This is a genomic window from Sphingobacterium sp. 40-24 (genome assembly GCF_001899705.1).
Classification (GTDB): domain Bacteria; phylum Bacteroidota; class Bacteroidia; order Sphingobacteriales; family Sphingobacteriaceae; genus Sphingobacterium; species Sphingobacterium multivorum.
Genome location: NZ_MKWH01000014.1, coordinates 125,084 through 151,674 on the forward strand (window position 1 = coordinate 125,084; position 26,591 = coordinate 151,674).

The following is a 26,591-nucleotide window of genomic DNA, read 5'->3' on the forward strand; positions in this document are numbered from 1 at the left end:
CTTAAATTAATGATCATTACTAAATAGATTATTTGTGAAAATTTCAAACGAGACAAAAGTCGGCATATTAGCAACAGTTGCGATAGTTTTATTATTTATTGGCTATAGCTTTCTAAAAGGAAATGATGTTTTTAGCAGCGACAACACATATTACACAACTTATGAAGCTGTCGATGGCCTAACTCCATCAAAACCTGTTTTAGTAAATGGTTATCAAATCGGTCGTGTATCAAAAATGATTCTCCTACCTGATGGCAAAATTAAGACAGAGTTCAAAATACACTCCCATTATGACGTTCCAAAGAATACAATTGCGCGGATTTCAAGCACAGATTTGTTGGGAAGTAAGGCCATTGTTTTCGAAATGGGCAACAGTAAGGAATTGGCAAAGGATGGGGACTTTTTAGCTTCAGGTGTCCAACCGAATATTATGGATAAGGTTGAACCCATTCAAAAACGGATCGAAACAATTACCATTAAACTGGATTCAACATTATCGGTTGTCAATAATGTCTTAGACAAACAGTTTCAGGATGACTTTAAAAGAAGTATTCATAGCATTTCCACTTCTTTGAAAAATGTAGAAGGCATCACCAAAGATGTCGAAGGTCTAGTGGGGGATGAAAAGGGGAGACTCAATCGAATCATGGCCAATCTCGAATCAATTACATCCAATTTTTCACAAAATGGCGAGAAAATCAATGCGATCATGTCTAATCTGAATAATATTACCGATAAGGCCGCCCGATTGGATTTTGAACATACCATGAACAAAGTAAATGCCGCAGTCAATGATTTTCAGGAGATCACGGGAAAAATCAATAGTGGTAAAGGATCTATTGGTTTATTGTTAAATGACGAAGCGTTATATAATAATCTCAATAATGCTTCAAAGGAAATGGATAATTTGATGAAGGATGTGAAAGAGAAACCTGGGAAATATATCAAACTTTCCATCTTTGGAAAAAAAGGCGAGAAATAGATTTAGCAATCAGATCAAATAGGATACATAAAAAAGCCTGCATATTGCAGGCTTTTTGTTTTTATATGTCCACTCCCTGAGTAACGCTTTTTGGAATTTAAACAGGTGAAGGCCGACTTTGTCAGTTGCGAAAATACCTGATTTTACAAGCGGATTTTGCACATCTCGTTATAAAGTTTCCTTAAGCCAGGTAAAGAATTCTCTTTGCCAAACTTGTGCGTTTTGTCCTGACAGTACCCAGTGATTTTCATCAGGTAGATAGACCAGGCGGCTCTTAATTTTTTTGAGTTGAGCCAATTGGAATGCCGCTAACCCTTGTCCGATTGGAACACGATAATCTTTTCCGCCTTGAAAGATTAAAATTGGCGTGTGCCAATTATTTGCTTTTTCAATGGGGTTGAATGCGGTATAGGATTTCTCATTTTTGCTATCCCAGTACGCCCCACCCAGTTCGTGGTTGGCAAAAAAGAGTTCTTCTGTGGTACCGTACCAGCTTCTCATGTCGAATAAACCATTGTGCGCAATGAAAGTTTTGAAACGGTTTTGATGCACGCCAGCTAGCTGATAAACCGAGTACCCACCATAACTAGCTCCAATCGCCGCACGACGAGTTGTATCTACATAGGATTCTTTGGAGATATCGTCTATCGCTGTCAAGTAATCCCGGATTGGCTGACCGCCCCAGTCCTGAGAAATGGCTTCATTCCATTTTACACCCCAGCCAGGCATACCCCTGCGGTTTGGAGCGATGACAATATAGCCTTGTGATGCGATCAATTGTAAATTCCAACGGAAGGAGTAAAATTGCGTCAGGGCAGATTGAGGGCCGCCTTCACAGTAAAGTATGGTTGGATATTTTTTTGCAGGGTCAAAGTTTGGCGGATAGATTACCCATGAAAACAGATCTGCTCCATCGGATGCCTTTGCGATACGTTTTTCAATTTTGTTTTCGCTGATGCTTGCATATTTTGCATCGTTGACTTTAGTGACCGGAGTTAAAGATTTGGTTTTTAGATCAAAGCTGAAGATTTCTGTTGCACGGGTAAACTTTGTCGAGCTAACGATTAATTTGTCAGCTACTTGGCCTACAATACCGGTGATGTCAAAGTCACCTTCTGAAATTTGATGTATTTTTGGTAAACTTTTAGCTTTGATATTGGTCGGTACTTCAAGTTCAAATAATTGAACTGTGCCTTTCGTTGCAGCTGTAAAATAGATTTTCCGGTTGTCGTTGCTCCAGATAAAACTATTGACGGTACCATCCCAATGTGCTGTTAGGTTAAGTCGAATCGAGCTATTCTTATCAAATAGCATGATGTCATTTTTGTCCGATTCATAACCATCGGTCTTCATGCTGAGCCACGTTAGGCTTTTCCCATCGGGAGAATAGGTTGGGGCTGTATCATACCCATTCATTCCTTCTGTCAGGTTAGACGTCGTTCCGCTAGCGAGATCATAGCGATAAATATCGGTATTGGTACTGACAGCATAATCTGTTCCGAATTTCTTTTTACAGACATAGAGCACTGCCTTGCTATCGGGAGACCAGGCAAAATCTTCTGCGCCACCAAATGGTGCCTGAGGGCTGTAGAAAGCTTGATCCTTTAATAGGTCTACCGGCTCGCCAACTTTACCATCAATATAACTCGCCACAAAAGGATGACTGAATTTGCCATCATTGAAGGTATCCCAATGTCTGTAGTCTAAGTTGTCATAGATATAAGCGTCCGACTTTGGTAGTTCGGGATATTTATCTGTGCTGTGGTATTTTTTTACGAGCACGGACTGGCTGAAGAGTATTTGTTTTCCATCAGGAGAAAACTTGACATTTTCTAAAGCAATATCGCCATTCGTCAATTGAACTGCTTCAGCCTTCGATAGGTTCTTCTTCCATAACTGCCCCTTTAACAAATAAATGACGTCGCCATTTGGTTCGATCTGAACGACTGTTTCACCACCTTTTTGGTCGGTGAACTGACTGCCAGTCCCGTTTGTGAGTGAAACTGTATAGAGATTTTTTTCACTTGAATTGCTCTCCAGATTATAATTGGAAACACCGTATACCAATGTTTTGCCGTCTGCAGAAAGTCCTTCGGCCGAAACACGACCAAGGTCCCAAAGTGTAGTTGGGTTGATCGGTTGTGGCGATTCCGACACTAATTTGGAGTTATTTTTTCCGTCTTTGCTTTCTTGCGCATTGCTTAGGTTACACGCCATAATCGCTAATGTAAGTATTGTAAGTTTTTTCATCTGTTTAAACATATCTATGCCGCTGAAAAATTTCTTCGCAAGTTACAGAATTTGGTCATAAATGCTAAGTCGAGTAAAAAAATAGCCATCTCTTTCATTTAGAAATGGCCTATTAGAATTGTAAATCCTTATTTTTTTAATAGTATCTGAATTAATACCCAATAAAGTTGAAGACGTTGTTTATTGATCCACATGGCTATTATCAAATTGATACCAGTTTATTTTTGTTGAAACGCGCATCAAAATCGCCAAAATGATAAAGATGCCAATTGTTCCAGCGATAAGGGAATAATCCCGAAGTTGCATGAGGATATAGATAAAAAGATAAAATAAAGCCAGAATAGAACTCAGCAATAGCGCCGATTTCTGGTCTTTGGTAATTGATTTAATGAAACTGCCAATCAACATAACTGTAGCGACTGAAGCCGTTAAGTAAGCTAGATTAAATCCAATATGCTCGGATAGCGCGAGCAGCAATGTATAGAAAAGAACCATCGCTGCTCCAATCAGAATATATTGGATGATATGGATCCGTTTTTTCTTGATCACCTCGGTGAATAGGAGCGAAGTAAAGGTCAGGATGATAACTAAAATACCATATTTGGCGACCCGTGTTGTTTTTTGATAGTTATTGATATCTGGTAGGAAGTTAATTGTAATCATGTCTGCGTTATCCAATAGGTTATTTGCAGAGGCAATTGTAGTGCTGACGGCTTGTGCTGGCTTTTGCTCATTGCCCTCATTTCCATTTTCGAGGTTGTTATCGAACTGAAAGATCGAACGGGCATCGCCTGTCCATTGTTGCGGCAGCTTCCGACTGAAAGAAGGGATTTCCCAGGAAGCCGAAAAATTGGAGGTTTCGGTATTACGTTTGCCCGGTAAGAATGCACCTGTGAAACTTGGATTAGCCCAGTTACCCTTAGCCTGGATGTTTGTCTGATCACCCAGCGGAAGAAAATTCAATGATTTGGATCCTTTTAGATTTAGTTTTATCTTAAAACGATTGTCTGTTTTCTGCGGATCCAAAGGTACAGGACAGACTAAATTTTGCGTAAATAATTTGAGATTATTAAAGTCTGGGTCGAAAGTCAATTCATTGCCATCCCAATTCAAGGATGGGCGCTTGCCTAAGCCTTTAAAATCCTGGATGCCGAAAATAAGCTTACTGCCTTTCCAGTCAATTTGCTCATTTGGGATCTCGAGTTTTTCTAGGGATATTTTGTCAAAAGAACCATCTAATGTGATGTTGCTGTTGTAAACTACGGCATTATAAATACCTCGAGAGAGATGCTGTGGCGTTATATCGGTTGTAATATTGGATGTTTTGGGTAAGACAAATATCCATTTCAGCTCCTCTCTAAGGTTCGATTTTTCGGCTTTTTCGGCAGAAAGTGGTATAGTCTCGCGATAGGGGATAGCCAACACAGGACTGGAAATAACCTGCTCCTTTCCCCAGTTTAATGCAATACCGCCAGAAACTTCCTGTTCCCTATTTTTCCGTTCTTCGATTAAATCGCTTATTAACGAAAGTGGAATGAGCAATATCAGGGAAAGAAAGAAAATGACAAATAACTTTAGGACAGTGGAATTACTGATTTTCTCAAAAAATGACGATTGCTCTATCGGTGATGAATTGTTGTAGTCCATGATTTTAGTTGTTTAAATCTATTTGAATATTTTTACTGTATAAGGCAATTTGAAGCTCCGTTAATTGCCAATGAAGGATTTCTTTAAATTCTAAATGATGGAAGTTTTGGAGCGATCGACCTTTCTGAAAATGTCTTTTGTAATAACCGAAATGCTCGGGAAATAAGATTCCGCCAATAAAAATCATTGCCATAAGATAGAGGCTGATCTTTCCATTACCAAGTAAGAGGAATTGCATGGCAATTTCATCTTGTATCTCTGTTCCGGTTTCAGTCAGGATATGAAATACATCGTGATTTTCCAGTTTGGGCATGACATCGAAACCTTTACTTTCATAAAAGAGCCCCAGATTATGGCCGATGCTTCCAACGGGGTAGGTCATAAAATCTGCCTTAGATATTCCCCAAGCTTTTTTGTTCCATTTAAAGATGTCTGCATATACTTTGGAAGACCAATTATAGAGGTGCAGCATCAGTTTTAATCGAATTCCTTTCATTTAATCATGTTTTAAAAGTACTTTGATTTTCAAAGTAAATGAATAAAAAAATTATTTGTATTGTTGCTTTATTAAATTTTCAAGTGCAATAAGGTGATTTTCAAAGGCTTTAAGTCCTTTTGTCGTTCTTTTGTATCGGGTGTTCGGCTTCCGGTCTACAAAGCTTTTTTCGACACTAATGTATTCCTCTTTTTCCAATGTTTTTAGGTTGGAAGCAAGGTTACCGTCGGTTACATCCAACAATTCTTTCAATGAATTAAAATCATATTCTTCATTGGCAGCGAGAACACTCATAATTTGGAGGCGAACTCTGTTTTCAAATATTTTGTCATATAAGGAAAGATCTAATTTCACGATTCGTACTTTTTGTAAACGATAAAACCATAGATGATGTGTAGCACACCAAATCCTAATCCCCACAATAATAAGCCGTTGTCCGGGAAGCATATACCAATCAAACCCAGGCAGATTTCCAGTATACCCAGGCCTTTTGCTTCGGCAAAGGTATATATGCTACCCGCAGCCAGTGCCAGTCCATAAAAGATCAGGAGCATAGCAGCAATCAGCTGGTAGTAGCCTTGGACAAAAAACAACAAGGAAATCATGCCACCCGTTAGTAAGGGGATTGAAACTGCAAATAAAAGAGATTTGCTTGTAATGTTCCAAATCGACTGCTTATTTTTTCTCGCTTTTTTACGTGCCATTAGCCAGCCGGTCACCAGGGATGATAAGAGGACGATGAGCGCAATCATTAAAAACAGTAGGGGCTTATTCAGATTTTCGCCCAAGAGTAGCGCGGTACTTTCGGGTTGCTGTAGAATATAGTATCCCAATAGTGTTCCCAGCAAAGCATAACAGCCCATGAGTACACCTGATAATCCGCTTATTGAAACAAATTTGGACGATTTTTCCATTAATGATCTGATCTGTCCAAGTTCTCTAAATAAATCTTTCTGTTCCATAAAAGTACTTTGATATTCAAAGTAAATGAATAATAATGAATTATGCAAGGGGTTGGGAGAATATTGAAAAAAAATAAAAAAAAGAGTAGAAAATACTTGCAGGATATAGGTTTGGTTTCTATCTTTGTGGCATCAAAAGAAATCCTAATGCGGAAGTGGCGTAATTGGTAGCCGCACCAGACTTAGGATCTGGCGCCGCAAGGCGTGGGGGTTCGAGTCCCTTCTTCCGCACTTGATGTCCTCCCGAACTTAAAACCTCGGGAGGATTTTTTTATGAATGCGATATAGCTAAAAAGAGTATGAATATTTCACACGAGAATGTAGATGCAATCAATGCGGTAGTCAACGTCGCATTAGCACCTGAAGATTATAATCCTCAAGTCGACAAAGAGATTAAAGCGCAAGCTAAAAAAGCAAAATTACCAGGTTTCCGTCCAGGTCAAGTTCCTGTGGGACATATCAGACGTACTTATGGTAAATCTATTTTATTTGACGAGATCAATAAATTAGTGAATGAGAAAATCACCAATTATATTGCTGAAAATAAATTAGAAGTTTTAGGTCAACCACTTCCTTTGGAAGATGATGCACAATACAGCTGGGATTATAAAGACAATTTCAACTTCAAATATGAAATTGGTCTTGCTCCTGCTTTTGAATTGCCTTTTACTGCTGAGACTGAATTTACTTCGTACGAAATCAAAGCTGATGAAGAGACATTGGCAGATCGTATCAAGAACTTGCGTCGTAGCTATGGAAAAATGACTAATCCAGAAGTATCTGAAGAAGGTGATGTATTATATGCAACATTGAAACAAGATAAAGAGGAAGGTCTAGAAAAAACAACTTCTATCCGCACAGATATCGTAGAAGATGCTAAGATCAAAAAATCATTAGTTGGTCTTAAAAAGGACGATGTTGTTAAGATTGATGTTAAAAAAGCATTCAAAACTGAAGATTTAGCACGTATCTTAGGTATCACTGAAGAGGAAGCAACTGCTTTAGACGTCACTAAATTTGAATTGACTGTTAAGAATATCAACCGTTTAGAGGAAGCTGATCTAAACCAAGAATTTTTCGATAAATTATTCGCAGAAGGTGAAGTAACAGAAGAAGCTCAATTCACAGAAAAAGTGAAAGAAGAAGTTGAGAACTTATTCAAACAAAATTCAGATCAAAGATTACGTAATGATATGTATACTTTTGGTATGGAGAAAGTTGATGTATCTTTCCCTGAAGAATTCTTGAAAAGATGGTTGAAAGCAACTAACCCAAGCATTTCTGAAGAAGAATTGAACAAAGGTTTTGCTGACTTCTTGAACAACTTGAAATGGACAATCATCGAAAACCGCGTTGTTACTGAAAATGGTCTTGAAGTTAAATATGATGAAGTTATCAATTTAGCAAAAGAACGTATTTACGCGCAAATCAAGATGTATAACATCAACGAAGAACCTTCTGATGAGCAGTTGAACCAATTTGCAATTCAATTGTTGCAAGATAGAGAGCAAGGTAATCGTTTGTTCGAAGAAGCTAAAGCTTTAAAAGTATTTGATCACTTGAAAGGTTTAGTGAAATTGAACGCTACGGACATTGAATACAAAGAATTCGAGAAATTAGCATAAGCGAATTTTTTAAATAAAAAAAGAGTCCTTCCATTTATTTGGAGGGACTTTTTTATTGCAGTCCGGTAGCGGACTATACACTATTCGTTTATAGTTGTTCAGCTCATCCACAGATCGCCTGTATAGGAAGTTATATGACGCTGGAAAAGGTCGACTGGTGGAATCGAGGCGGAGCTCAGAATAGGCGCAATGCGGTTGGGATTAAAGGTGGACTGCCAGAATTGAAAGAAGCCTACTGGAATGGCAAGAGACCTATTGAAATAGCAAAGGGATTATTCAGCAAGCTTAATTGACCTTGCTTTTCTTTGTTTCAACAGGAGCTGTTGTAATCGTCTTCTTACCAAAAGGGAATAGCCTTTTCAAGAACTCCGAGAAGGTGTTGAATTCTTGCCGATAGAGTAGTCCGAAAGCACTAATATATTCGCCGTCATTGGGGCTAAGAAGAAAGTTGCGTGTATTTAGGCGATTGGAAGCACGTAGGACCAAGCGTCCATCCTTTCTTAAATAAAACATAGCCTCGGCATCGGTTGATACCCGATCCGAAAACACATTCAAATCTGTTAGCGCCTGACTTCTACGGTCGGAGATACCGCCTGTCAAAACAAGTCTGTCGTTGAATAAACGTAGTGAGGCAGATGCGTCATTTAAAGATTTGATATTAATATCAAAGAAATTGATGTTTAGCGATTGGGCTATGATGTTGTTGATTTGGTTGAATGCTATTTCAGTTCCTGCAGATAGCAAAGTGTTATTGACTTCTTTACCAAAGTCTGTCTGTGTGCCAGGTGTAAAACTTCGTCTCACGATTAGACTAAGCGCCTGTTGATTGACATTGTTGGCATCTGAAAAGTATCCCTGCAGTTCATCCTTAACTCCGGGGTTTTGTGGAAAGTTGATGTCAAACGTGATTTCCGGCTGACTTAACTGCCCTTTTAGGATCATATCGGCCTGTGCCAATACACGTTCAGGGTTTTCTTCCCGGCCTGCAGCATTATACAACGGTGCTAAGCTTGTTCTTTGTTGGTAGATGGCATTGATATTAATGTTCGCTTCAGTTGGGTTTCCCGCCCATCGTACTGTTCCGCCTTCTTTGAGATCAAAAATCTTGTTGATATAATCTTGAGCGGTGAAATTGAATTTTCCGCTGTTTATAATAAAATCCCCAAACATTTCAAAATCTCCCAATGAAGATATCCGCATGTTGAGATTGCTATTTCCCCTTCCTGATAACTCGCCCATACTGGAGAATAGATTTATTTCTGCATTCGGGTTGATCAAGAGGTCCATATTCATCGTCAGACCGTTGAAATCTCGTTTCTTAACGTTTTTCTTCGTTTTGGTCGAGTCTTTCTCAATAAAGTAGATAAAGTCCGTATCTGATATTGTACTGGCACTATTAAAGGGAATGTTAATAACGGTGTTTTCTTCGGATTTAGCCCGTATATTGATATTCATGGCAGACGTTAGTCCTTTAAACTGAAAAGTGCCCGAAGCGTAAGCAGTACCATAATATACATTATTGTCCTTTATTGTGGTATTTAATACCAGGAAATTCTTCGTCTCTGCAGTTACATCGATATCGGGATCACTCAGTTTGTTGAGATCTACAACGCCATCAATGGTTGCTATATTGTTTTTGGGATCGTATACTTTTAGCCCTGTGAGAAAAATTCGGTTATTGGTAACCGCAATTTCGTCAGAAAGTCGGTAGGGTGTTTTGAGGTAATTGATAACCATCGAAGCATTATCCAATTTTCCGGAACCTGTAATTTTGGGGTTCAGGATATCGCCTTCGATATCGAGGTCTGCATTGACCTTGCCCTGAATATTGGATACCAGGCTTCGTAAAAAGGGCTGGAAAACAAACACATCTGTGTTTACGAGTTTAGCTTTGAGATTAAGCTTATTGTTTTCACTTAAATGGTTATAGGAACCTTGTAACTGAATTAATTTATTTCCTTCCTCTATCTTGCTGTCTAGTTTTACCAGTTGATTCTCGGGGTCGTAGTTGGCACTCAGGGCTAGTGAGCCGATGGGAATATTGTTATAGAGGATAGGTGAAGTTTTTATATTGGCTACAACAAATGGAGCTTTGAATACAGAATTAACTTCAATATTTCCGTTTAAGTTGCCGGAGAGATTGATACCATGGGGCTTGGTAATACCGTTTAAGGATGTAAGATTAAAGTCCTGAAATTTGAGATTGATCTGATCACTGACTTCGTTTGACAGGATGCCATCGATATGAACTTTTTGTTCGTCATGACTCAGCGTCAGTTTTTCAAAGTACCATTTTCCTTTCGATATTTTCAATTGCGCATCATTATTGACAAGCCACCGCTCTCTATTGATTAAGATATTCGATGGATAGAAATTGATATAAGCAGGTTTGGCATTGGCAAAGCGTATGACGCCATTAAGATCCAGACTATTGCTTGCTTCAAGTTCCGACATTTTGATGTTAAATTGTAAACTGTCGTTTGCCAAGGTATTTGAAATATTGACGTTTTTAATATAGGTACTGTCGGTGAAATTGATGCGATCGATGGAGGTCTGCAATTCCATATTTTTCAAATTGGCATTTTGATCCACAATCAGGTGAGTTAGTCGAATACCATTGTATTTGAATTCGGGTGCGTAAAAATTAAAACTGGCCGTTTGTTTTTCACTTTCAAATTTTGCATTGAGTGTAGCGCCGCTGTCTAAAGCAATGTCCTTTCGGAAGAATGTTGCGATTGGTTTAAAAGAAGTTATATTAATATTCAGGTCAAAGTCCTGGCGATTAAAAATGTTGTTTTCAAACCCGATTGCCGGAGCGTATCGCATGGCTAAAGCTTTAAAATAAGGAACGATTGTATTGAGGTCTATTCTTCCTTTGAGATCAATGTGTCCGATAGCCGACTGCAAGGTAAGGGAGCGTGCATTTTCATCTCCTTCGGCAAGGAAATTGATATCGCGGATGACGAATTGACCCTTAGAGGAAGTGAAATTGACACTGTCTGATTTAAATTCACCGGTAATATTATTGATGTTGTCCCCAATTAAACTGGTGTGGAATTTCGTGTTAATAATATTGATGGAATCCCCCTGAAAGAAGTTGAGTTTTTTTAGATTAGCTTGTTGGATATCAGCATCCAGGTGATAGTTGGGTTTGAAAGACCAATCGATATCTGTGGTAAACTGTAGTTTTAAATTTGGATCATATATTTGCCCTGAAGCAAGAACTAACTGTTTAGCTGTATTTCCTTCAATTTGTATATATTGATAGCTGTAATTCTTGAAATTGAAATTGCTGAGATCTCCTTTTATCTTTAAGCTCAGTTTCTTGGGGTCGGTACCTGTTCCGTCAACCTGTAGGTTGAAGCCTGTAGTTCCCAGATCTTTTAGTTTTGTTATCCTACCTACATCGAACTTTTTAGATTGAAAATTTCCCGCATATTTTATTTCCTTCTGGATATCCAATAAGGCGTCCGCCTCAACATTACCGATTGCAGTCGTGAATACTCCCTTGGTCTTAAATTTATTGTATAGGCCATTTAGGCTACCTTTGAATGAAAATTTGTCGAATATCTGGACAATTTCAGGGAGTTTAAAATTTTTTAGATTTCCGAGATCGCTAATAACGTCATTTAAGTCTTTGTGCTCAGATGAAATTACTACACTGGGAACAATAAATTTAGTTTTGTCAATATCAGGTAGACCGATAATCTGAAGCTTACCTGCCAAACTGGTTTTTTTTCCAATTGTTAAATCGACCTGTGATGCGTTGATGGAAGATACCGTTCCTTCTAAATTTGCGCGCTTGATATTCACGTCAAATTTGACTTGGTGCATAGGAGAGGAAAAGAAAGCAATATCCTCGGAGTGAATACGGGAGTCCCGAGCACGAAGTTTTACATGAACTTTATTGATGAAGTCCGAAAAATCGTCAAAGCTGTTGTAGCTAAGCTTGATGTAATTTTTGAATGTAGAACGGTTGGTGGCTAGCATAAGCTCGCTGAGTTCAATGCTTGTCTTGCTTACTGTCGTTTGTCCAAGAAGACCTTTGATCACTAGACCTTTCTTTTCGCGCAGATTGAATGTCTTTATGTTCGCCGAAATTTGATTGGAATCTATTTTTATCTTATCAAAATGGGCGTTAAGTTTGGAAATACCTAAATCTCCAAAATCGACCACTTTATTGTAATGCTTACGTCTATGGTTAACATAGCTAAATGTATTGTTCTTAATAATCAGTTCCTTTATATCGAAGATGATTTTTTTTGAACTTTTCTTTTTTTCTTTTTTAGGTGGGTTAAAGTAACGGATTAAAAATGAGATATTGGAGCTGTCCTGAAATTGCTCAAAAGTGGCTTCGGTATCTTCAATGGTTAGTTTGTTGATCACAATTTTGTTCAATTCAATGAATTGAGAAAGGTTGACGTTGGCTTCTAACCTTCCTGATTTTAATATTTCTTTTCCTTGTGGACTATAGAGTTGAAAATCTTCTACTACAATAGATTTAAAAGGTTTGAAATAGATGCTTTTGAGGCTTATTTTGGTGTTTAGTTCGTTGGATAAATAGTCGACAGCTTTTTGGGCAACATAATTTTGTACCGGTTTCAACTGTAGTGATAACGCCAATGCAAGCAGTATAATGAATATACTACCAAGGACTATTGACACTATTTTAATTATTTTTTTGATACTTTTGTATTAAAATTTATTACCTCAAGCTATGGCTATTATTTTAGGGATTGAATCCTCTTGTGATGAAACCTCCGCTTCTATCTGTATTAACGGTGAAATTCATTCAAATGTTATTGCAACTCAGGCAATCCACGCAAAATATGGTGGAGTGATTCCCGAGCTTGCTTCACGTGCTCATCAACAAAATATTATTCCAACAGTGGAAGAAGCCATTCGCCAAGCAAAAGTAAGCAAAAATCAAATAGATGCAGTGAGTTTTACGCGGGGGCCTGGATTATTAGGTGCACTTTTGGTTGGAACATCATTTGCAAAATCATTTGCACTTGCACAGAATATCCCTTTAATTGACATAAATCATATGCAGGCGCATATCCTGGCTCATTTTATTGAGGATCCGAAGCCGAATTTTCCGTTTTTATGTCTTACTGTTTCTGGGGGTCATACGCAAATTGTATTGGTGAAAGATTATTTTGAAATGGAACTTTTGGGAGAAACATTGGATGACGCGGCAGGGGAGGCTTTTGATAAAACAGCTAAAATCCTGAATCTACCTTATCCCGGTGGACCGCTTATCGATAAATTTGCAAGAGAAGGTAATTCAGCCGCTTATAAGCTGCCCGAACCACAGATTCCAGGTCTTAATTTTAGTTTTTCAGGATTGAAAACTGCGATATTGTATTTGGTTCAAGATCAATTGAAGCAGAACCCAGATTTTCTGACACACCATATGGCCGACTTATGTGCTAGTGTACAATCGCGTATTGTATCAATCCTACTGAATAAATTAAAGAAGGCAGCAAAGGAAACTGGTGTTAAGGATATTGCCATCGCGGGTGGCGTTTCGGCGAACTCTGGCCTGAGGCAAAGCTTAATTGAAATGGGCGAGAAATACAATTGGAGGGTGTTTATTCCAAAATTTGAATATTGTACCGATAATGCAGCGATGATTGCTATTGCAGGTTATCACAAGTTTTTAAAGAAAGATTTCGTTGGTCAGGACGTTGCTCCTATGGCTAGGATGCATCTGTAGTTAATACGGGTATATGAGTTTCCCCGCACACTGTCCTTCGGTGCCGGGGAAACTTAAACTTGTTTATTTATAAGGGGGAACTGTACCCATAAGCTTGTGCCGCAGAGGTAAATAAATTTTTCTTTGGCTGGTAAAAGTTCAGTTCATAACCCTCAGCACCCCAAAAAATGCTGATAAAACTAATTCCTTGCTCAGAACGCAATACGGTTAGTATCTGAAAAGCCTCGTTGTCAAACTGACCGCCATCATCAACACGCCAAGTGCTGATATCATCGTATAAAGCCGGGAAATCCAAATTGATCAGCTGTTCGTCCTTTGCGTAGGAAAATACAGCTAAAGCAGAGTCTTGTTGATTTTCAAACACCGTAAGATTAAACTCGGACTGATCACTGAGGATCGCAACTGTAGTACTTTTATTAATCTTCCTATTGTATTTCTTTTCAAGCTGCTCCTTAATCTCTGGAGAAGTTTCTTTTTGAACTTTTGTAAATTTCTCAATTTTATACTGATCTATAAAAGCTTTGTTGACAAGCATACCAAATTCGCCAGACTTGATCGCATCGCTAATTTTAAACAATGACCCTTCGCTATTCGCAAAGTTCTGGGCGGTCTGTCTTCCGTTACTCTCTTTGTTGTCCATTTTATTCTGAACAAATTCAAGCGGGCTTACCTGATTTTCCACAATCACATAGTTATATTTTTCAGGTCCTTCCATCGCTTGATCCATAGGTAAAGCGATAAGCGAATCTTTTTGTTGGTTTAAAAAACCAAAATATGGCGAAATAGTCTTTTCCTTGTTTTCGTGCTTGATTGCAGTTTTGGATTGATTTTGATTGTTCCCGCAAGCATACAATGTAAGTAGAAAAATAGCTGAAAAAAGTGACTTCATAAGTATTTTGAATTTTTTTGTGAAATATAAGGCTTTCGCTCATCATAATGAAAAGATTTAAACTTTAATGTTATGATGAACTCTAAATTGAATATCTACCGCAAAGAATGGCTGGACGTTATTTTTGCTGGTCGCAACAAAATGTACGGTGCTTACGAGTTGCGAAATCTCTCTGATAGAGCAACAAATATGGGGTTAGGAATTGTTGTTTCTTTTGCAGTTTTGCTGATTGCAGGATCCTATACATATAATAAATATTTTAAGCAAACTGTTCCAACCGTGATTTATGAAGTACAAGATATTGGACCCGACATGCTGGAAGAAATTCAAAAGAAGGTGGAGGAAAAAGAGGACGTTCCTGAAGAACCTGTTATGATGCAGGAAAAAGCTCCGCAGCAGGTTGCCCAAGATGTATCCAAATTTGATTTGGTTCGGATGCCCGATATAAAAGTGACCGCAGCGAGCAGAGTTACCGAAGAGCTTGTGAGTCAGGATGAGTTGAAAAACCCCAATACAATGACCTCAAGGATCACATTGAAAGCAAGTCCATCGGGGACATATATTGCGCGCGGTGAATTTGGTTCTTCAAAAAGAGATGGTGATATTACTGGTTATAAAGATGGTTCATTATCGGGAGGCGGAACTGATGATAATGCTAACAATACATTTACATCAGTAGAAATTATGCCAACACCTGTGGGGGGACTGCCTGCTTTTATGAAGTGGATCGCCGAGAATTACAACTTTCCACAACAGGCCTTAGACCAAGGAGTTTCGGGTGTTATAGAGGTTTCTTTTGTCGTTGAGAAAGATGGATCACTGACAGATATTGCTGTTAAACGTGATATGAAATTTGGTACGGGAGATGCTGCTATAAACTTATTGAAGAAAGCGAAAAAATGGAAACCAGGAGTGCAAAATGGGCTTAAAGTACGTGTAGCGTATACTTTACCGATCCGTTTAAGTGCTGTCTCCCAATAAATGCTTCTTAACTTTATTTAACAGATCATCAATTAAACTTTCGATAGCCGAGACGACTCTTACTGATAAATAAGTTGAAAATGAGTACTTATTAAAAAGAATGATTGTTGGTTTTATAAAAAATAAAGAAATGAAAAAGTTGATGTTAAGTTTGGCGCTATCTGGATTGATGTTAGCCGGTTTCGCTCAAGAAAAAAAAGATGTTAAACCAGAAATGAAAGAAGTGCAAGCTTCTATGCATAAACATAAAACAGGAAGAATGCACGATAGTTTTAAAAATAAAACTCCAGAGGAAGTTGCTAAAATGAAAACTGATCGCATGGATCAAAAGTTGAAATTTACAGATAAACAGCGTAAAGATATCTATGCTTTTAATTTGAAGCAAGCAAAGGACCATCAGAAATTAGCTGCTGAACGCAAAGAATATCGAGCAAAAGTGAAAAAACAACGTGTGGCAGAACATGAAAAAATGATGGGAATGTTAACTCCAGAGCAACAAAAAACGTTAAAGGATTCCTATGCTGAAAATCGTAAAATGCACAAAGAACATTGGAAAAGAGACAGACAGCTGAAAAGAAAGGACTTTAGAAAAGGAGAAGTGAATAAAACAAATGATGCTGAAGTAAAAGCTTCATAACAATTAAACAAGGATAGTTTTCATATTAAATAGTGGTGAGTGTTAGTAGAGGAGGGAACCATTGGTTCCCTCTTTCTTTTTTGTTATTCTTTATTTTTTTGATGTTCTTTCCATTGTTTAGAGAAAGATTTGTCTGCCAATTTTGGTAGCTCCCGTTGATCTCCCCAGGTTTTCTGAAAGAATTTCTTGAGGAAGAAATTCTTGAGTTTTCCGCCAAAGAAATCAATCAGTTTTCTTCGCATTATCCCGTAGGTGAACCACTGCCAGACTTTTTGTTCCGTTTTTGTTGCCAGACCCTGATCAACTGAATCTTTTCTGTTAACGAGAAGCATGCGCTGTATGTCAATACCCACGGGGCAGACCTCGGTGCATTTTCCGCAGAGTGTGGAGGCGTAGCTCAGGTGTTTGAATTCCTTCATGCCATTTAAATGTGGCGATATGAGCGATCCAATTGGGCCCTGATAAGTCGTTTCATAGGTATGTCCACCGATGTTCTGGTAGATTGGACATACATTCAGACAGGCGCCACAACGTATGCAGTACAAACCCTGACGTTGTTCTTTCTGCGCTAAGAGCTTACTGCGGCCATTGTCAAGCAGTATAACATACATTTCTTCGGGCCCATCTGATTCATAAGGCTGTTTTGGCCCAGTGAGTAGCGTATTGTATACTGTTAGATTTTGACCCGTGCCATGTGTGGACAGGAGTGGCCAAAAGACTTCTAAATCTTGTACATTGGGAATGATTTTTTCTATTCCAACGACGGCGATATGTGTTTTGGGGAAGGTCGATGTCAATCGGGCGTTTCCTTCATTTTCGGTAATTGCTATACTTCCAGTTTCGGCAATTAAGAAATTGGCTCCTGTAATCCCAATTTCTGCCGATAGGTAACGATCTCGAAGTAATTCACGGGCCTTCATTGTAAGTTGCTCTGCAGATGCATCTAGTGGTGTGTCAAATTTCTCGTGAAAAAGCTTGGCAATATCTTCCAGGCTCAAATGCATGGCCGGTGTAACAAAATGATAGGGCTTTTGATCCAGCAGCTGAATGATATACTCGCCAAGATCAGTTTCTATGGCTTCAATATTTTTGGAAGCCAGAAAATGATTAAGCTCAATCTCTTCTGTCGCCATCGATTTTGACTTTACGACAGATTTTGCTTTTTTACGTGCAATGATCGAATAGATTTCGTCCAAGGCTTCCGTAGCATCATTGGCCCAGATTACTTTTCCGCCTCGAGCCGTGAAGTTTGCTTCAAATTGCAACAAATAGCGATCGAGATTTTCCATGACCTTCCATTTGATCAGGTTCGCTTTTATCTTACTATTTTCAAGGTCCGCAAATTTGCTCTTGCCTTTTTCGAAAGCCATGCTGTATTTGTCGATATTGTAATTGATAATATCGCGGTGTTTGGTGTCAAATGCTTTTTGCGCACTTTCCTTAATAAACGTATTAGCGGTACTCTCTGCCATCTAATCTGCTAATTTTTCACAAAAAAAAGTTGGTAAAAATTACCAACTTTTAAATATACTGTTAATAAATTGTTTCTCGAAAATCGAGTTAAATAATTTATGCTTTTATCGCAATATTTAAGCTTAGCTCGTCCAGTTGCTCTTGGTGAATGGTTGACGGTGCGTCAATCATAACATCTCTTCCCGAGTTGTTTTTTGGGAAGGCAATCACGTCGCGGATGGAATCTAAACCTGCCAATAAGGATACGAGTCGGTCAAAGCCAAAAGCCAATCCGCCGTGTGGGGGAGCCCCATAGGTAAAGGCTTCCATCAGGAATCCAAATTGTTTTTTTGCTTCTTCAGGGCTGAATCCCAAATGTTTGAACATGAGCGATTGAAGGTCTCTGTCGTGGATACGGATTGATCCACCGCCTACTTCTACACCGTTTAAAACAAAGTCATAGGCATTTGCCCTTACTTCTCCAGGATTGGTATCTAAAAGTGGGATGTCTTCCGGTTTTGGTGAAGTGAATGGATGATGCATGGCATGGTAACGGCCATTTTCTTCGTCCCATTCCAATAGTGGAAAATCAACAACCCATAATGGAGCAAAGGTTTCTTTGTTGCGGAAACCAAGTTGTGACGCAACTTCAAGGCGTAATTCATTGAGTTGTTTGCGAACTTTGTCTGTTCCACCAGCCATAATTAACAATAGGTCGCCAGGTTTCGCGTGGAACGCTTCTGCAATTGCCGACAGTTGTTCTGGTGTGAAAAATTTATCAACGGACGACTTCACTGAACCGTCTTCATTCACACGCGCATATACCAAGCCTGTTGCGCCAATCTGTGGACGCTTGATAAAATCTGTCAATGCATCCAGTTGTTTCCTGGTGTAATGCGCGCAATTTTCTGCGTTGATACCAACCACTAGCTCCGCTGCATCAAATACAGGGAAACCTTTTCCTTTGGCAACGTCGTTTAGTTCGACAAACTGCATTCCAAAACGGATATCTGGTTTGTCTGATCCATATAGGCGCATCGCATCTGCGTAAGTCATACGTGGAACGGTACCTAGGTCAATTCCCTTGATTGTTTTGAAGATATGTTTTGCAAGACCTTCAAAGATATTTAACACATCTTCCTGTTCTACAAAAGACATTTCACAGTCTATTTGCGTGAACTCTGGTTGACGGTCTGCACGCAAATCTTCATCACGGAAACATTTTACAATTTGGAAATAACGATCAAAACCTGAAACCATCAATAATTGTTTGAAGGTTTGTGGGGATTGTGGTAACGCATAAAATTCTCCAGGATTCATACGGGAAGGTACGACAAAGTCGCGTGCTCCCTCTGGAGTTGATTTGATCAGATAGGGGGTTTCTACTTCCAGGAAGTTTTGGGAGTCAAGATAACGGCGTACCTCTTGAGAGGTCTTATGACGTAAAATTAGGTTCTCACGTACAGGATTACGACGTAAATCCAGGTATCTGAACTTCATTCTGATATCATCACCACCATCTGTTTCATCTTCTATTGTAAAAGGAGGTAATTTAGCGGCATTTAATATTTCAAGATTTGAAACCTTGATTTCAATATCTCCAGTGGAGATTTTAGCATTTTTATTAGAGCGTTCGATAACTTCTCCAGTTACCTTGATGACATATTCTCTTCCGAGCTCACGGGCACTTGCGCGCAAGGACGCATCATCATCTGCATTGAACGTTAATTGTGTGATACCATATCGGTCTCTAACATCGATGAAAGTCATACCGCCCAAATCGCGCGATTTTTGAACCCATCCACTTAGGGTAACCGTTTTCCCTAAGTCAGCTAGTGTTAATTCTCCACAAGTGTGTGTTCTGTGCATATCGTTATGAAAATTATATTTGACGCAAAATTATTGGTTTTACTCGACAATAACGAATTCTGTTCAGGTTATTTGAGGAGCCTTCTCCCACTTTCTGCCACATCTTTTGTTTCTGTTTTTGACTCCTCCCACTTTGCCCCCTTTTGCGACAAAAATTGGCTAAAATTAAATTTCTAAAGAGGAAATTTTTACAATTCATTGCTGATTTTGATAAAAAAAAGAGCAAAAAATCACTTCTGGCGTAATAGCTTATTTTTCAGGAAAATTGGCTTTTAACTGCTTGTAAATAAGGTTTTACATGTGTTTTTTTTGAAGTCGACTTCTGTTTGTTGTAGCGATTTGTTGATGTGGAAAACTTTTTTATGTTATAAAGTGGGGGAAAGTGGGAGAAAGTGTATACTTTTACATTTAAATTAGAATAGGATAATTGACGACATGACTCAGTTGATCGGAGAATTCGAATGCAAGTTAGACGCCAAAGGAAGAATGGTGTTACCGGCTGCGCTCAAGAGGCAAATGCCTCATGTAGAGCGGGATGGTCTTGTGGTGAATCGCGGTTTTGAGAAACATCTTGTATTTTATCCAAGAGAAGAGTGGGATTTGATGACGGCTAAACTGGCGAAATTGAATCAATTCGATCCTAAAGTTCGGGCGTTTGTCCGTGCTTTTACGCGTGGCGCTACGGAATTGACATTGGATGCTGCGGGTCGTGTTTTGTTACCCAAAAGTTTGCTGGAATTTGCAGGAATAAGCACTGAGCTGGTTTTGGCTTGTCAGTTTAATAAGATTGAGGTTTGGTCAAAAGAAGGGTATGAGGAATTGATGGGTGATGGCGGTGTAGAGGATATATCATCTTTGGCTGCGGAGGTAATGGGAGATATTAATTTTGGACTATAAGCGTATGGAGAATGTATATCATGTTCCGGTAATGTTACAAGAATGCATGGATGCTTTGGCTATTAAGCCGGATGGTATTTATGTGGATGTGACTTTTGGTGGTGGTGGCCATTCTCGAGAGATTCTGAAGAGATTAGGGCCGAAGGGGAAGTTGTTTGCTTTTGATCAGGATCCGGATGCATTGGAAAATGCAGTTGACGATCCTCGTTTTACGTTGATACACCAAAACTTTAGGTTTCTAAAGAATAGCCTTCGTTTGGAAGGTGTACGTTCTGTAGATGGTATTTTAGCAGATCTAGGTGTTTCTTCGCATCAATTCGATGCTGCAGATCGTGGCTTTTCTATTCGCTTTGATGCAGACTTGGATATGCGTATGGATCAGGTGGGCGATTTGGATGCAAAGTCGCTTTTGGCAACCTATTCGGAGGAGGATCTGCATCGTATTTTTGGTATGTATGGTGAAATCATGAACGCTAAATCGCTTGCGAAAACAATTGTTACTGCGCGTTTGTCACAGCCGATCCAGACTGTTGCTGAATTGAAAGAGGTGATTCAACGTATGGTTCCAAAGGGTAAAGAACATAAGTACCATGCGCAGGTATTTCAGGCTCTTCGTATCGAAGTGAATCGCGAGTTGGAGGCGTTGCAGGAATTTTTGTTGCAGACAGTTGATGTACTCCGTGTTGAGGGCCGATTGGCTGTGATGTCCTATCACTCTTTGGAGGACCGTTTGGTTAAGAATTTTATGGCCAAAGGTAAGTTTAAAGGGGAAGTTGAAAAGGATTTTTTTGGAAATGAAATTAAGCCATTTCATGTGTTGAGCCGTAAAGCAATTACGGCATCTGCACAAGAGTTGGCGATAAATAATAGATCGCGCAGTGCGAAACTGCGTATTGCTGAAAAGTTGAATTTGTCTTAAAAATGGAGCGAGAGGATGAGCAGAAATACGATAAGACAGAAAGAATTGAGTGAAGAAGTTCAGGAGGAACTGCAAGAAACTGTCGAGGAAAAGGCGGAAGAAACAGAAGCGTTTATTAAAACGCTTTTTACCGTTGGAGACCTTTCGTTAAATAAAATATTGCATTATTTGCCTTTCGGAGCTTTTATTGCCTTTCTGATGTTACTGTATATTTCCAATCGTCATTTTGCAGAGCGAACTATTCGGAGTATCGATAAAGTGAGTAAAGAGGTAAAGGAATTGGGCTGGGATCATAAGTCTCTCTCTGCCGAACTGATGAAAATGTCTACACAGACAGAAATTGCCAAACGTGTCGATTCTTTGGGGTTGAAAGAGCGTGTGGAACCACCGATCAAGGTTGAAGTTATAGAGAATAAAGAAGATAAATAGGAAGAGTTATGAGTATCAGAAATACGATTCTTGTGCGTGTCTATTTTGCTTTTGGGCTTATCGTACTACTTGCGTTTTTGGTATTTGGAAAAATGGCCAAGTTGCAGTATGTCGATGGAGAGCATTGGAAAGCTTTAGCGGATAGCCTTTCTATTCAGGAACGGGAGGTGGAAGCTGCTCGTGGTAATATTTATTCAAATGACGGAAGCTTATTGGCTACTTCGGTGCCTGAATATGAGCTTCGTTTTGATGCAATGGCGATTCCCGAAGAAGATGAAGAGTATTTCAATTTGAAAGTTGACTCCTTGGCTATTAAACTTGCTGATTTTTTTAAAGATAAATCATCTCGGCAGTATTTGACATTATTAAAACAGGCACGGAATAAAAAGCAGCGCTACTTGTTGCTCAAACGTAATGTGTCACACCAAGATTTAAAGCGGGTAAAACAATTCCCTTTACTTAAATCTGCACGTGTCAATAAAGAACGTTTTCCAAGTTGTTTGATTACAGATAGGCAGAATAAGCGTATTTTACCTTTTGTCAATCTCGCTGCGAGAACCATCGGTTATAAAAATGTGAAAGAAAATATTCATGTTGGTTTGGAAGGGGCATATGGCGAATATATCGACGGAAGAAGCGGAAAGAGGTTAATGCAGCGTATTGCTGGTGGGGTATGGATTCCTGTTAACAAAGATATTGAGGTTGCCCCGGTTGATGGGTCTGATATTATCTCTACTATTGATGTGAATATGCAGGATATGGCGCAAAGGGCTCTGGAGAAGCAGATGATTACGAGTAATGCGGATGAGGGCTGTGTCGTGATGATGGAGGTGAAAACAGGCGAGGTGCGTGCGGTGGCTAATTTTATGCGCGATAAAGACGGAGTCTACCGTGAAAAGTTCAATCTTGCAATAGCACAAAGTGCAGATCCAGGTTCAACATTTAAGTTGGCTTCTTATCTGGCTTTGATCGATGATAAGAAAATAGACTCGAGTACAACTGTCAATATTGGTAATGGTAACTGGCCAATTTATAAGCATACGATTCGTGATTCACATGCGCCTAAGAAGTCTATAATTTCAGCGAAAAGGGCTTTTGAGGAGTCGTCGAATGTGGGTGTTACGAAGTTTGTATATCAAGCCTATAAAGATAACCCGGATCAGTTTACATCAAAGCTACATTCTTTTGGTTTTGGTAAGACGCTCGATCTACAGATTCCCGGGGAAGGTGTGCCTTTGGTGAAAACGTCGAAAAGCAAAAGCTGGAGTGGGTTATCGTTGGTACAGATGGCTTACGGCTATGAAATGAAAATTACACCATTGCAAACGTTGACATTTTATAATGCTGTCGCAAATAACGGAAAGTTGATAGCGCCGCTATTTGTTAAGGAAATTCGGCATTTAGGAAATACAATTCAAACGTTTCAAGCGAAAGTGATTAACGAAAAGATCGCTTCGGATCATGCTTTAGCAGAGGTGAGGGGAATGATGGAAGGTGTTATGACTGAAGGAACAGGTAGAAGTGTTGCTAGTCCGTTATATAGCTCTGGTGGTAAAACAGGTACAGCACAGATGGCTGATGGTTCGAGGGGGTACGGTGCCAGACGATATCAATCTTCATTCGCGGGGTATTTTCCTGCGGAAGATCCAAAATATTCCATTATTGTGGTAATCCGTAACCCGAGAAATGGATACTATGGTGCATCGATTGCAGGGCCCGTGTTTAAAGAACTTGCAGACATGGTATATGCAAACGATATGGAAATGGAGGGGAAAAAGACGTTTAAAGCGGTCAATGTAGGCGGAAGAATGCCATTGACTTTGCAGGGTTCGAAGGAAGCTAGTAAAAAAGTGTACGATAGGTTGGGAATTAATACCGTGAATTGGGATACAATTGCCCGGGGAGAGGTGGATACCTCTACACGAGGCGTGCCATTTATGGATTTAAAATATAAAGAAGGAATTGTTCCGAATGTGGTTGGCATGGGTTTGATGGATGCTTTATATGTTGTGGAGAATGCCGGATTTAAGGCGCACGTGACGGGAAAAGGAAGAGTTGGAATACAGTCGTTAGCCGCGGGGCAAAAACTGCCTTTTGGAACGGCGATAAATTTAGAACTTAAGTAAATGATGGATTTAAAAAAAGTATTGCATGCTATCCCTGTACAGCAGGTTGTAGGGAACCTCGAAGAGGTTGATGTGCACTCTTTGTGCTTTGATTCCAGAAAAGTGGAGTTGGGAAGTTTGTTTATCGCAGTGCGGGGTGTTCAAACAGATGGTCACTTGTTTGTAGACAAGGCAATTACCTCGGGAGCAAGAGCCGTTATTGTAGAGGAGTTGCCCAAAGAGACGTTAGACTCTGTCGCTTATATCTTGGTGGCTGATTCTGCTTATGCTTTAGGGGTTGCTGCGGCTAATTTCTACGAAAATCCTGCTGAGCAGTTGAAACTTGTTGGGGTGACCGGTACGAATGGTAAAACGACAGTAGCCACATTGTTGTTTCAGCTGTTTACTGAGCTAGGCTACCACGTAGGCTTATTATCTACGGTGCAAAACCAAATTGGAACAAAGATTATACCAGCAACGCATACAACACCAGACCCTATTCAATTGAATAAATTGTTACGGGATATGGTTGATGATGGCTGTGATTATGCGTTTATGGAGGTTAGTTCGCATGCTGTCGTTCAGGAACGTATTGCAGGCTTGGTGTTTGCGGGTGCAATATTCACGAACATTACGCATGATCACCTGGATTTCCATAAAACTTTTGATAACTATATTAAAGCGAAAAAGAAGTTTTTTGACGATCTGGATGCGAATGCTTTTGCTTTGACGAATGCTGACGATAGAAATGGTCAGGTCATGCTTCAAAATACAGTGGCACATCGGAAAAGCTATGGCTTACGTTCTGGAGCGGATTTTAAAGCAAAGGTGATCGAAAGCCATTTCGATGGTATGTTGATGAGTGTTGATGGACAGGAAGTATGGGTAAAATTGATCGGCGATTTCAACGCATATAACCTTTTGGCGGTTTATGGTGCCGCTATCTTGCTTGAGCAGGAAACGGTGAAAGTATTGACCGCACTCAGTACCTTGAAGGGGGCAGAGGGACGGTTTGAAACGATGAAATCGACTTCTGGTGTTTTTGGAATTGTGGACTATGCGCATACTCCTGACGCAGTTGAAAATGTATTGAAGACCATAAGTTCATTGCGACGTCCAGAACAAAAAATTATTACCGTATTGGGATGCGGAGGCGATCGGGACAAAACTAAACGACCTGAAATGGCTGAAGCGGCTCTGCGTTATAGTGATCGATTTTTGATTACGTCCGACAATCCGCGTACAGAAGATCCTTATCAGATTATTAAAGATATTGAAGCCGGTGTGGCAGCAGACCAAAAAGCGAAGACGCTTTCTATAGCTGATCGTAAGGAAGCGATAAGGACAGCATATCAGCTGGCTAATCCTGGGGATATTATCCTAGTTGCAGGAAAAGGGCATGAGAAATATCAAGATATAAATGGTGTAAAACATCATTTTGATGATAAAGAAGTTTTAGAGAATACATTTAACGAACAATAGAAATATGTTGTACCATCTTTTTACGTGGCTTAGCGAATATATTCATATACCTGGAGGGGGTTTGTTTCAATACATCTCTTTTAGGACATCTATGGCTGTAATCTCTTCATTGATTATTACCACGGTTTTTGGGGGAAAATTGATTCAATTCTTGCATAATAAGCAAGTTGGAGAGACAATTCGTGATTTGGGGCTTGAAGGAGAAAAAAAGAAAGCTGGTACGCCGACAATGGGTGGGATCATCATTATTGCAGGTATTCTTATCCCTACCTTGTTATTTGCTAAATTGACGAATATCTATGTGATTATCATGATTGTGACAACACTTTGGATGGGCGCAATTGGATTTTTAGATGATTATATCAAGGTCTTTCGACATAATAAAGAAGGCTTAGCTGGTAAGTTTAAAGTTGTTGGACAAGTTGGCTTGGGAGCAATAATTGCTTGTACGATGTACTTTCATCCAGATATCGTAGTTCGAAAAGGGGTCGATAAACCAACCTCTACCAAGCCTGTTGAAGTGGTTATCAATGAAGGTACAGGTGAGAAGACCTACGCTGAAAACGTAAAATCATCGAAGACGAATATTCCGTTTTATAAAAATAATGAGTTTGATTATGCCAAGGTGTTTAAAATATTTGGACTACAGAGCGATTATCTGACTTTTATCGTCTTTTTAGTTGTTGTTATTTTTATCGTTACGGCAGTTTCAAACGGCGCAAATATTACGGACGGTATCGATGGTTTAGCCACGAGTACATCCGCTATCATTGGTGTTACTTTAGCCATTTTAGCGTACGTGTCGGGTAACGTGATCTTTTCAGATTACCTCAATATTATGTATATCCCCAATTCCGGAGAACTCGTGATTTTCGCTGGGGCATTTGTTGGCGCTTGCGTAGGTTTCTTATGGTATAATACGTATCCTGCTCAAGTTTTTATGGGTGATACGGGAAGTTTAGCGATCGGCGGTATTATTGCTGCCTTTGCCATTTTGATCCGGAAAGAATTATTGATCCCAATTTTGTGTGGTGTGTTTCTGTTGGAAAACCTTTCGGTTATTCTTCAGGTGTCGTATTTCAAATACACGAAGAAGAAATATGGTGAGGGTAGACGGATCTTTTTGATGTCACCATTGCACCATCACTTTCAGAAGAGGGGGTATCATGAAGCGAAAATTGTAACACGTTTTGTTATTGTAGGAATCATATTGGCCATTCTTACTATTGTAACATTGAAAATTAGATAAT

21 protein-coding genes and 1 tRNA gene are annotated in these 26,591 nt (G+C 39.4%); 13 read left to right on the plus strand and 9 right to left on the minus strand.

The window, feature by feature from the left end:
- The first annotated feature begins 34 nt into the window (after positions 1-34).
- Entirely contained in the window at positions 35-982 is a 948-nt protein-coding gene (locus tag BGP15_RS05465; protein ID WP_046673953.1) for an MlaD family protein, read from the plus strand.
- A gap of 168 nt (positions 983-1,150) precedes the next feature.
- On the opposite strand, the gene BGP15_RS05470 is transcribed toward BGP15_RS05465, so the two are convergent.
- The 5 genes from BGP15_RS05470 to BGP15_RS05490 all read right to left on the minus strand — a co-directional run bounded on the left by BGP15_RS05470 (position 1,151) and on the right by BGP15_RS05490 (position 6,337).
- A complete protein-coding gene (locus BGP15_RS05470; protein WP_286768920.1) occupies positions 1,151-3,232 on the minus strand; it encodes a S9 family peptidase in 2,082 nt (693 codons plus the stop codon).
- A gap of 180 nt (positions 3,233-3,412) precedes the next feature.
- A complete protein-coding gene (creD, locus tag BGP15_RS05475) occupies positions 3,413-4,879 on the minus strand; it encodes a cell envelope integrity protein CreD (protein ID WP_286768921.1) in 1,467 nt (488 codons plus the stop codon).
- 4 nt (positions 4,880-4,883) lie between these two features.
- A complete protein-coding gene (locus BGP15_RS05480) occupies positions 4,884-5,375 on the minus strand; it encodes a hypothetical protein (RefSeq protein ID WP_286752437.1) in 492 nt (163 codons plus the stop codon).
- Positions 5,376-5,426: 51 nt separating this feature from the next.
- Entirely contained in the window at positions 5,427-5,729 is a 303-nt protein-coding gene (locus tag BGP15_RS05485; protein WP_046673956.1) for a winged helix-turn-helix domain-containing protein, read from the minus strand.
- Entirely contained in the window at positions 5,726-6,337 is a 612-nt protein-coding gene (locus BGP15_RS05490; protein ID WP_286768922.1) for a hypothetical protein, read from the minus strand. The genes BGP15_RS05485 and BGP15_RS05490 overlap by 4 nt, the downstream gene beginning before the upstream one ends.
- A gap of 149 nt (positions 6,338-6,486) precedes the next feature.
- Between BGP15_RS05490 and BGP15_RS05495 the strand changes: the two genes are divergently transcribed.
- From BGP15_RS05495 to BGP15_RS05505, 3 genes are all read left to right on the plus strand, one after another.
- Positions 6,487-6,568, plus strand: a tRNA-Leu gene (locus BGP15_RS05495).
- A 68-nt stretch (positions 6,569-6,636) separates the two neighbouring features.
- Positions 6,637-7,962: a trigger factor gene (locus tag BGP15_RS05500; protein ID WP_286768923.1), complete on the plus strand. Its 1,326-nt coding sequence runs from the start codon at positions 6,637-6,639 to the stop codon at positions 7,960-7,962.
- 38 nt (positions 7,963-8,000) lie between these two features.
- A complete protein-coding gene (locus BGP15_RS05505; RefSeq protein WP_070564909.1) occupies positions 8,001-8,255 on the plus strand; it encodes a hypothetical protein in 255 nt (84 codons plus the stop codon).
- Here BGP15_RS05505 and BGP15_RS05510 read toward each other — a convergent pair.
- Complete coding sequence (locus BGP15_RS05510; protein WP_286768924.1) at positions 8,248-12,627, minus strand: translocation/assembly module TamB domain-containing protein; 4,380 nt, start codon at positions 12,625-12,627, stop codon at positions 8,248-8,250. The two genes, BGP15_RS05505 and BGP15_RS05510, sit on opposite strands and share 8 nt — an antisense overlap.
- Positions 12,628-12,679: 52 nt before the next feature.
- Here BGP15_RS05510 and tsaD point away from each other — a divergent pair, with 52 nt between their 5' ends.
- Positions 12,680-13,681, plus strand: coding sequence for a tRNA (adenosine(37)-N6)-threonylcarbamoyltransferase complex transferase subunit TsaD (tsaD, locus tag BGP15_RS05515; RefSeq protein ID WP_046673959.1), 1,002 nt, complete (start codon positions 12,680-12,682; stop codon positions 13,679-13,681).
- A 67-nt stretch (positions 13,682-13,748) separates the two neighbouring features.
- Here the strand turns inward: tsaD and BGP15_RS05520 are convergent, their stop codons facing one another.
- Positions 13,749-14,570, minus strand: coding sequence for a hypothetical protein (locus tag BGP15_RS05520; protein WP_286752440.1), 822 nt, complete (start codon positions 14,568-14,570; stop codon positions 13,749-13,751).
- A 72-nt stretch (positions 14,571-14,642) separates the two neighbouring features.
- Between BGP15_RS05520 and BGP15_RS05525 the strand changes: the two genes are divergently transcribed.
- On the plus strand, positions 14,643-15,551 hold the full coding sequence (locus BGP15_RS05525) for an energy transducer TonB (protein WP_286768925.1): 909 nt from the start codon (positions 14,643-14,645) through the stop codon (positions 15,549-15,551).
- A 100-nt stretch (positions 15,552-15,651) separates the two neighbouring features.
- Complete coding sequence (locus tag BGP15_RS05530) at positions 15,652-16,188, plus strand: hypothetical protein (RefSeq protein WP_286767028.1); 537 nt, start codon at positions 15,652-15,654, stop codon at positions 16,186-16,188.
- Positions 16,189-16,271: 83 nt separating this feature from the next.
- On the opposite strand, the gene BGP15_RS05535 is transcribed toward BGP15_RS05530, so the two are convergent.
- Complete coding sequence (locus BGP15_RS05535; protein WP_286752444.1) at positions 16,272-17,660, minus strand: LutB/LldF family L-lactate oxidation iron-sulfur protein; 1,389 nt, start codon at positions 17,658-17,660, stop codon at positions 16,272-16,274.
- Positions 17,661-17,757: 97 nt separating this feature from the next.
- Complete coding sequence (aspS, locus tag BGP15_RS05540) at positions 17,758-19,509, minus strand: aspartate--tRNA ligase (protein ID WP_286768926.1); 1,752 nt, start codon at positions 19,507-19,509, stop codon at positions 17,758-17,760.
- Positions 19,510-19,944: 435 nt separating this feature from the next.
- On the opposite strand from aspS, the gene mraZ reads away from it, so the two are divergent.
- Genes mraZ through mraY form a run of 6 tightly spaced genes read left to right on the plus strand, consistent with a single transcriptional unit; the run spans position 19,945 to position 26,590 of the window.
- On the plus strand, positions 19,945-20,406 hold the full coding sequence (gene mraZ, locus BGP15_RS05545) for a division/cell wall cluster transcriptional repressor MraZ (protein ID WP_070564930.1): 462 nt from the start codon (positions 19,945-19,947) through the stop codon (positions 20,404-20,406).
- 4 nt (positions 20,407-20,410) lie between these two features.
- On the plus strand, positions 20,411-21,325 hold the full coding sequence (gene rsmH / locus BGP15_RS05550) for a 16S rRNA (cytosine(1402)-N(4))-methyltransferase RsmH (RefSeq protein ID WP_112374039.1): 915 nt from the start codon (positions 20,411-20,413) through the stop codon (positions 21,323-21,325).
- Between the two features lie 15 nt (positions 21,326-21,340).
- Positions 21,341-21,754: an FtsL-like putative cell division protein gene (locus tag BGP15_RS05555; protein WP_112373655.1), complete on the plus strand. Its 414-nt coding sequence runs from the start codon at positions 21,341-21,343 to the stop codon at positions 21,752-21,754.
- A gap of 8 nt (positions 21,755-21,762) precedes the next feature.
- Positions 21,763-23,880, plus strand: a complete 2,118-nt coding sequence (locus BGP15_RS05560; RefSeq protein WP_112373654.1) for a PASTA domain-containing penicillin-binding protein — start codon at positions 21,763-21,765, stop codon at positions 23,878-23,880.
- Complete coding sequence (locus tag BGP15_RS05565) at positions 23,881-25,341, plus strand: UDP-N-acetylmuramoyl-L-alanyl-D-glutamate--2,6-diaminopimelate ligase (protein WP_286768927.1); 1,461 nt, start codon at positions 23,881-23,883, stop codon at positions 25,339-25,341. It abuts the gene before it with no gap.
- 4 nt (positions 25,342-25,345) lie between these two features.
- A complete protein-coding gene (gene mraY, locus BGP15_RS05570) occupies positions 25,346-26,590 on the plus strand; it encodes a phospho-N-acetylmuramoyl-pentapeptide-transferase (RefSeq protein ID WP_286768928.1) in 1,245 nt (414 codons plus the stop codon).
- The last annotated feature ends 1 nt before the right edge of the window (position 26,591 follow it).

What these genes read in the sequence shown, in the direction of transcription:
- tsaD (WP_046673959.1), top strand. Translation starts at nt 12,680, where the DNA reads ATGGCTATTATTTTAGGGATTGAATCCTCTTGTGATGAAACCTCCGCT.
- BGP15_RS05470 (WP_286768920.1), bottom strand. Translation starts at nt 3,232, where the DNA reads ATGAAAAAACTTACAATACTTACATTAGCGATTATGGCGTGTAACCTA.
- aspS (WP_286768926.1), bottom strand. Translation starts at nt 19,509, where the DNA reads ATGCACAGAACACACACTTGTGGAGAATTAACACTAGCTGACTTAGGG.
- BGP15_RS05555 (WP_112373655.1), top strand. Translation starts at nt 21,341, where the DNA reads ATGAGCAGAAATACGATAAGACAGAAAGAATTGAGTGAAGAAGTTCAG.
- creD (WP_286768921.1), bottom strand. Translation starts at nt 4,879, where the DNA reads ATGGACTACAACAATTCATCACCGATAGAGCAATCGTCATTTTTTGAG.
- BGP15_RS05560 (WP_112373654.1), top strand. Translation starts at nt 21,763, where the DNA reads ATGAGTATCAGAAATACGATTCTTGTGCGTGTCTATTTTGCTTTTGGG.
- BGP15_RS05480 (WP_286752437.1), bottom strand. Translation starts at nt 5,375, where the DNA reads ATGAAAGGAATTCGATTAAAACTGATGCTGCACCTCTATAATTGGTCT.
- rsmH (WP_112374039.1), top strand. Translation starts at nt 20,411, where the DNA reads ATGGAGAATGTATATCATGTTCCGGTAATGTTACAAGAATGCATGGAT.
- BGP15_RS05520 (WP_286752440.1), bottom strand. Translation starts at nt 14,570, where the DNA reads ATGAAGTCACTTTTTTCAGCTATTTTTCTACTTACATTGTATGCTTGC.
- BGP15_RS05530 (WP_286767028.1), top strand. Translation starts at nt 15,652, where the DNA reads ATGATTGTTGGTTTTATAAAAAATAAAGAAATGAAAAAGTTGATGTTA.
- BGP15_RS05500 (WP_286768923.1), top strand. Translation starts at nt 6,637, where the DNA reads ATGAATATTTCACACGAGAATGTAGATGCAATCAATGCGGTAGTCAAC.
- BGP15_RS05565 (WP_286768927.1), top strand. Translation starts at nt 23,881, where the DNA reads ATGATGGATTTAAAAAAAGTATTGCATGCTATCCCTGTACAGCAGGTT.
- mraZ (WP_070564930.1), top strand. Translation starts at nt 19,945, where the DNA reads ATGACTCAGTTGATCGGAGAATTCGAATGCAAGTTAGACGCCAAAGGA.
- BGP15_RS05535 (WP_286752444.1), bottom strand. Translation starts at nt 17,660, where the DNA reads ATGGCAGAGAGTACCGCTAATACGTTTATTAAGGAAAGTGCGCAAAAA.
- mraY (WP_286768928.1), top strand. Translation starts at nt 25,346, where the DNA reads ATGTTGTACCATCTTTTTACGTGGCTTAGCGAATATATTCATATACCT.
- BGP15_RS05490 (WP_286768922.1), bottom strand. Translation starts at nt 6,337, where the DNA reads ATGGAACAGAAAGATTTATTTAGAGAACTTGGACAGATCAGATCATTA.
- BGP15_RS05525 (WP_286768925.1), top strand. Translation starts at nt 14,643, where the DNA reads ATGATGAACTCTAAATTGAATATCTACCGCAAAGAATGGCTGGACGTT.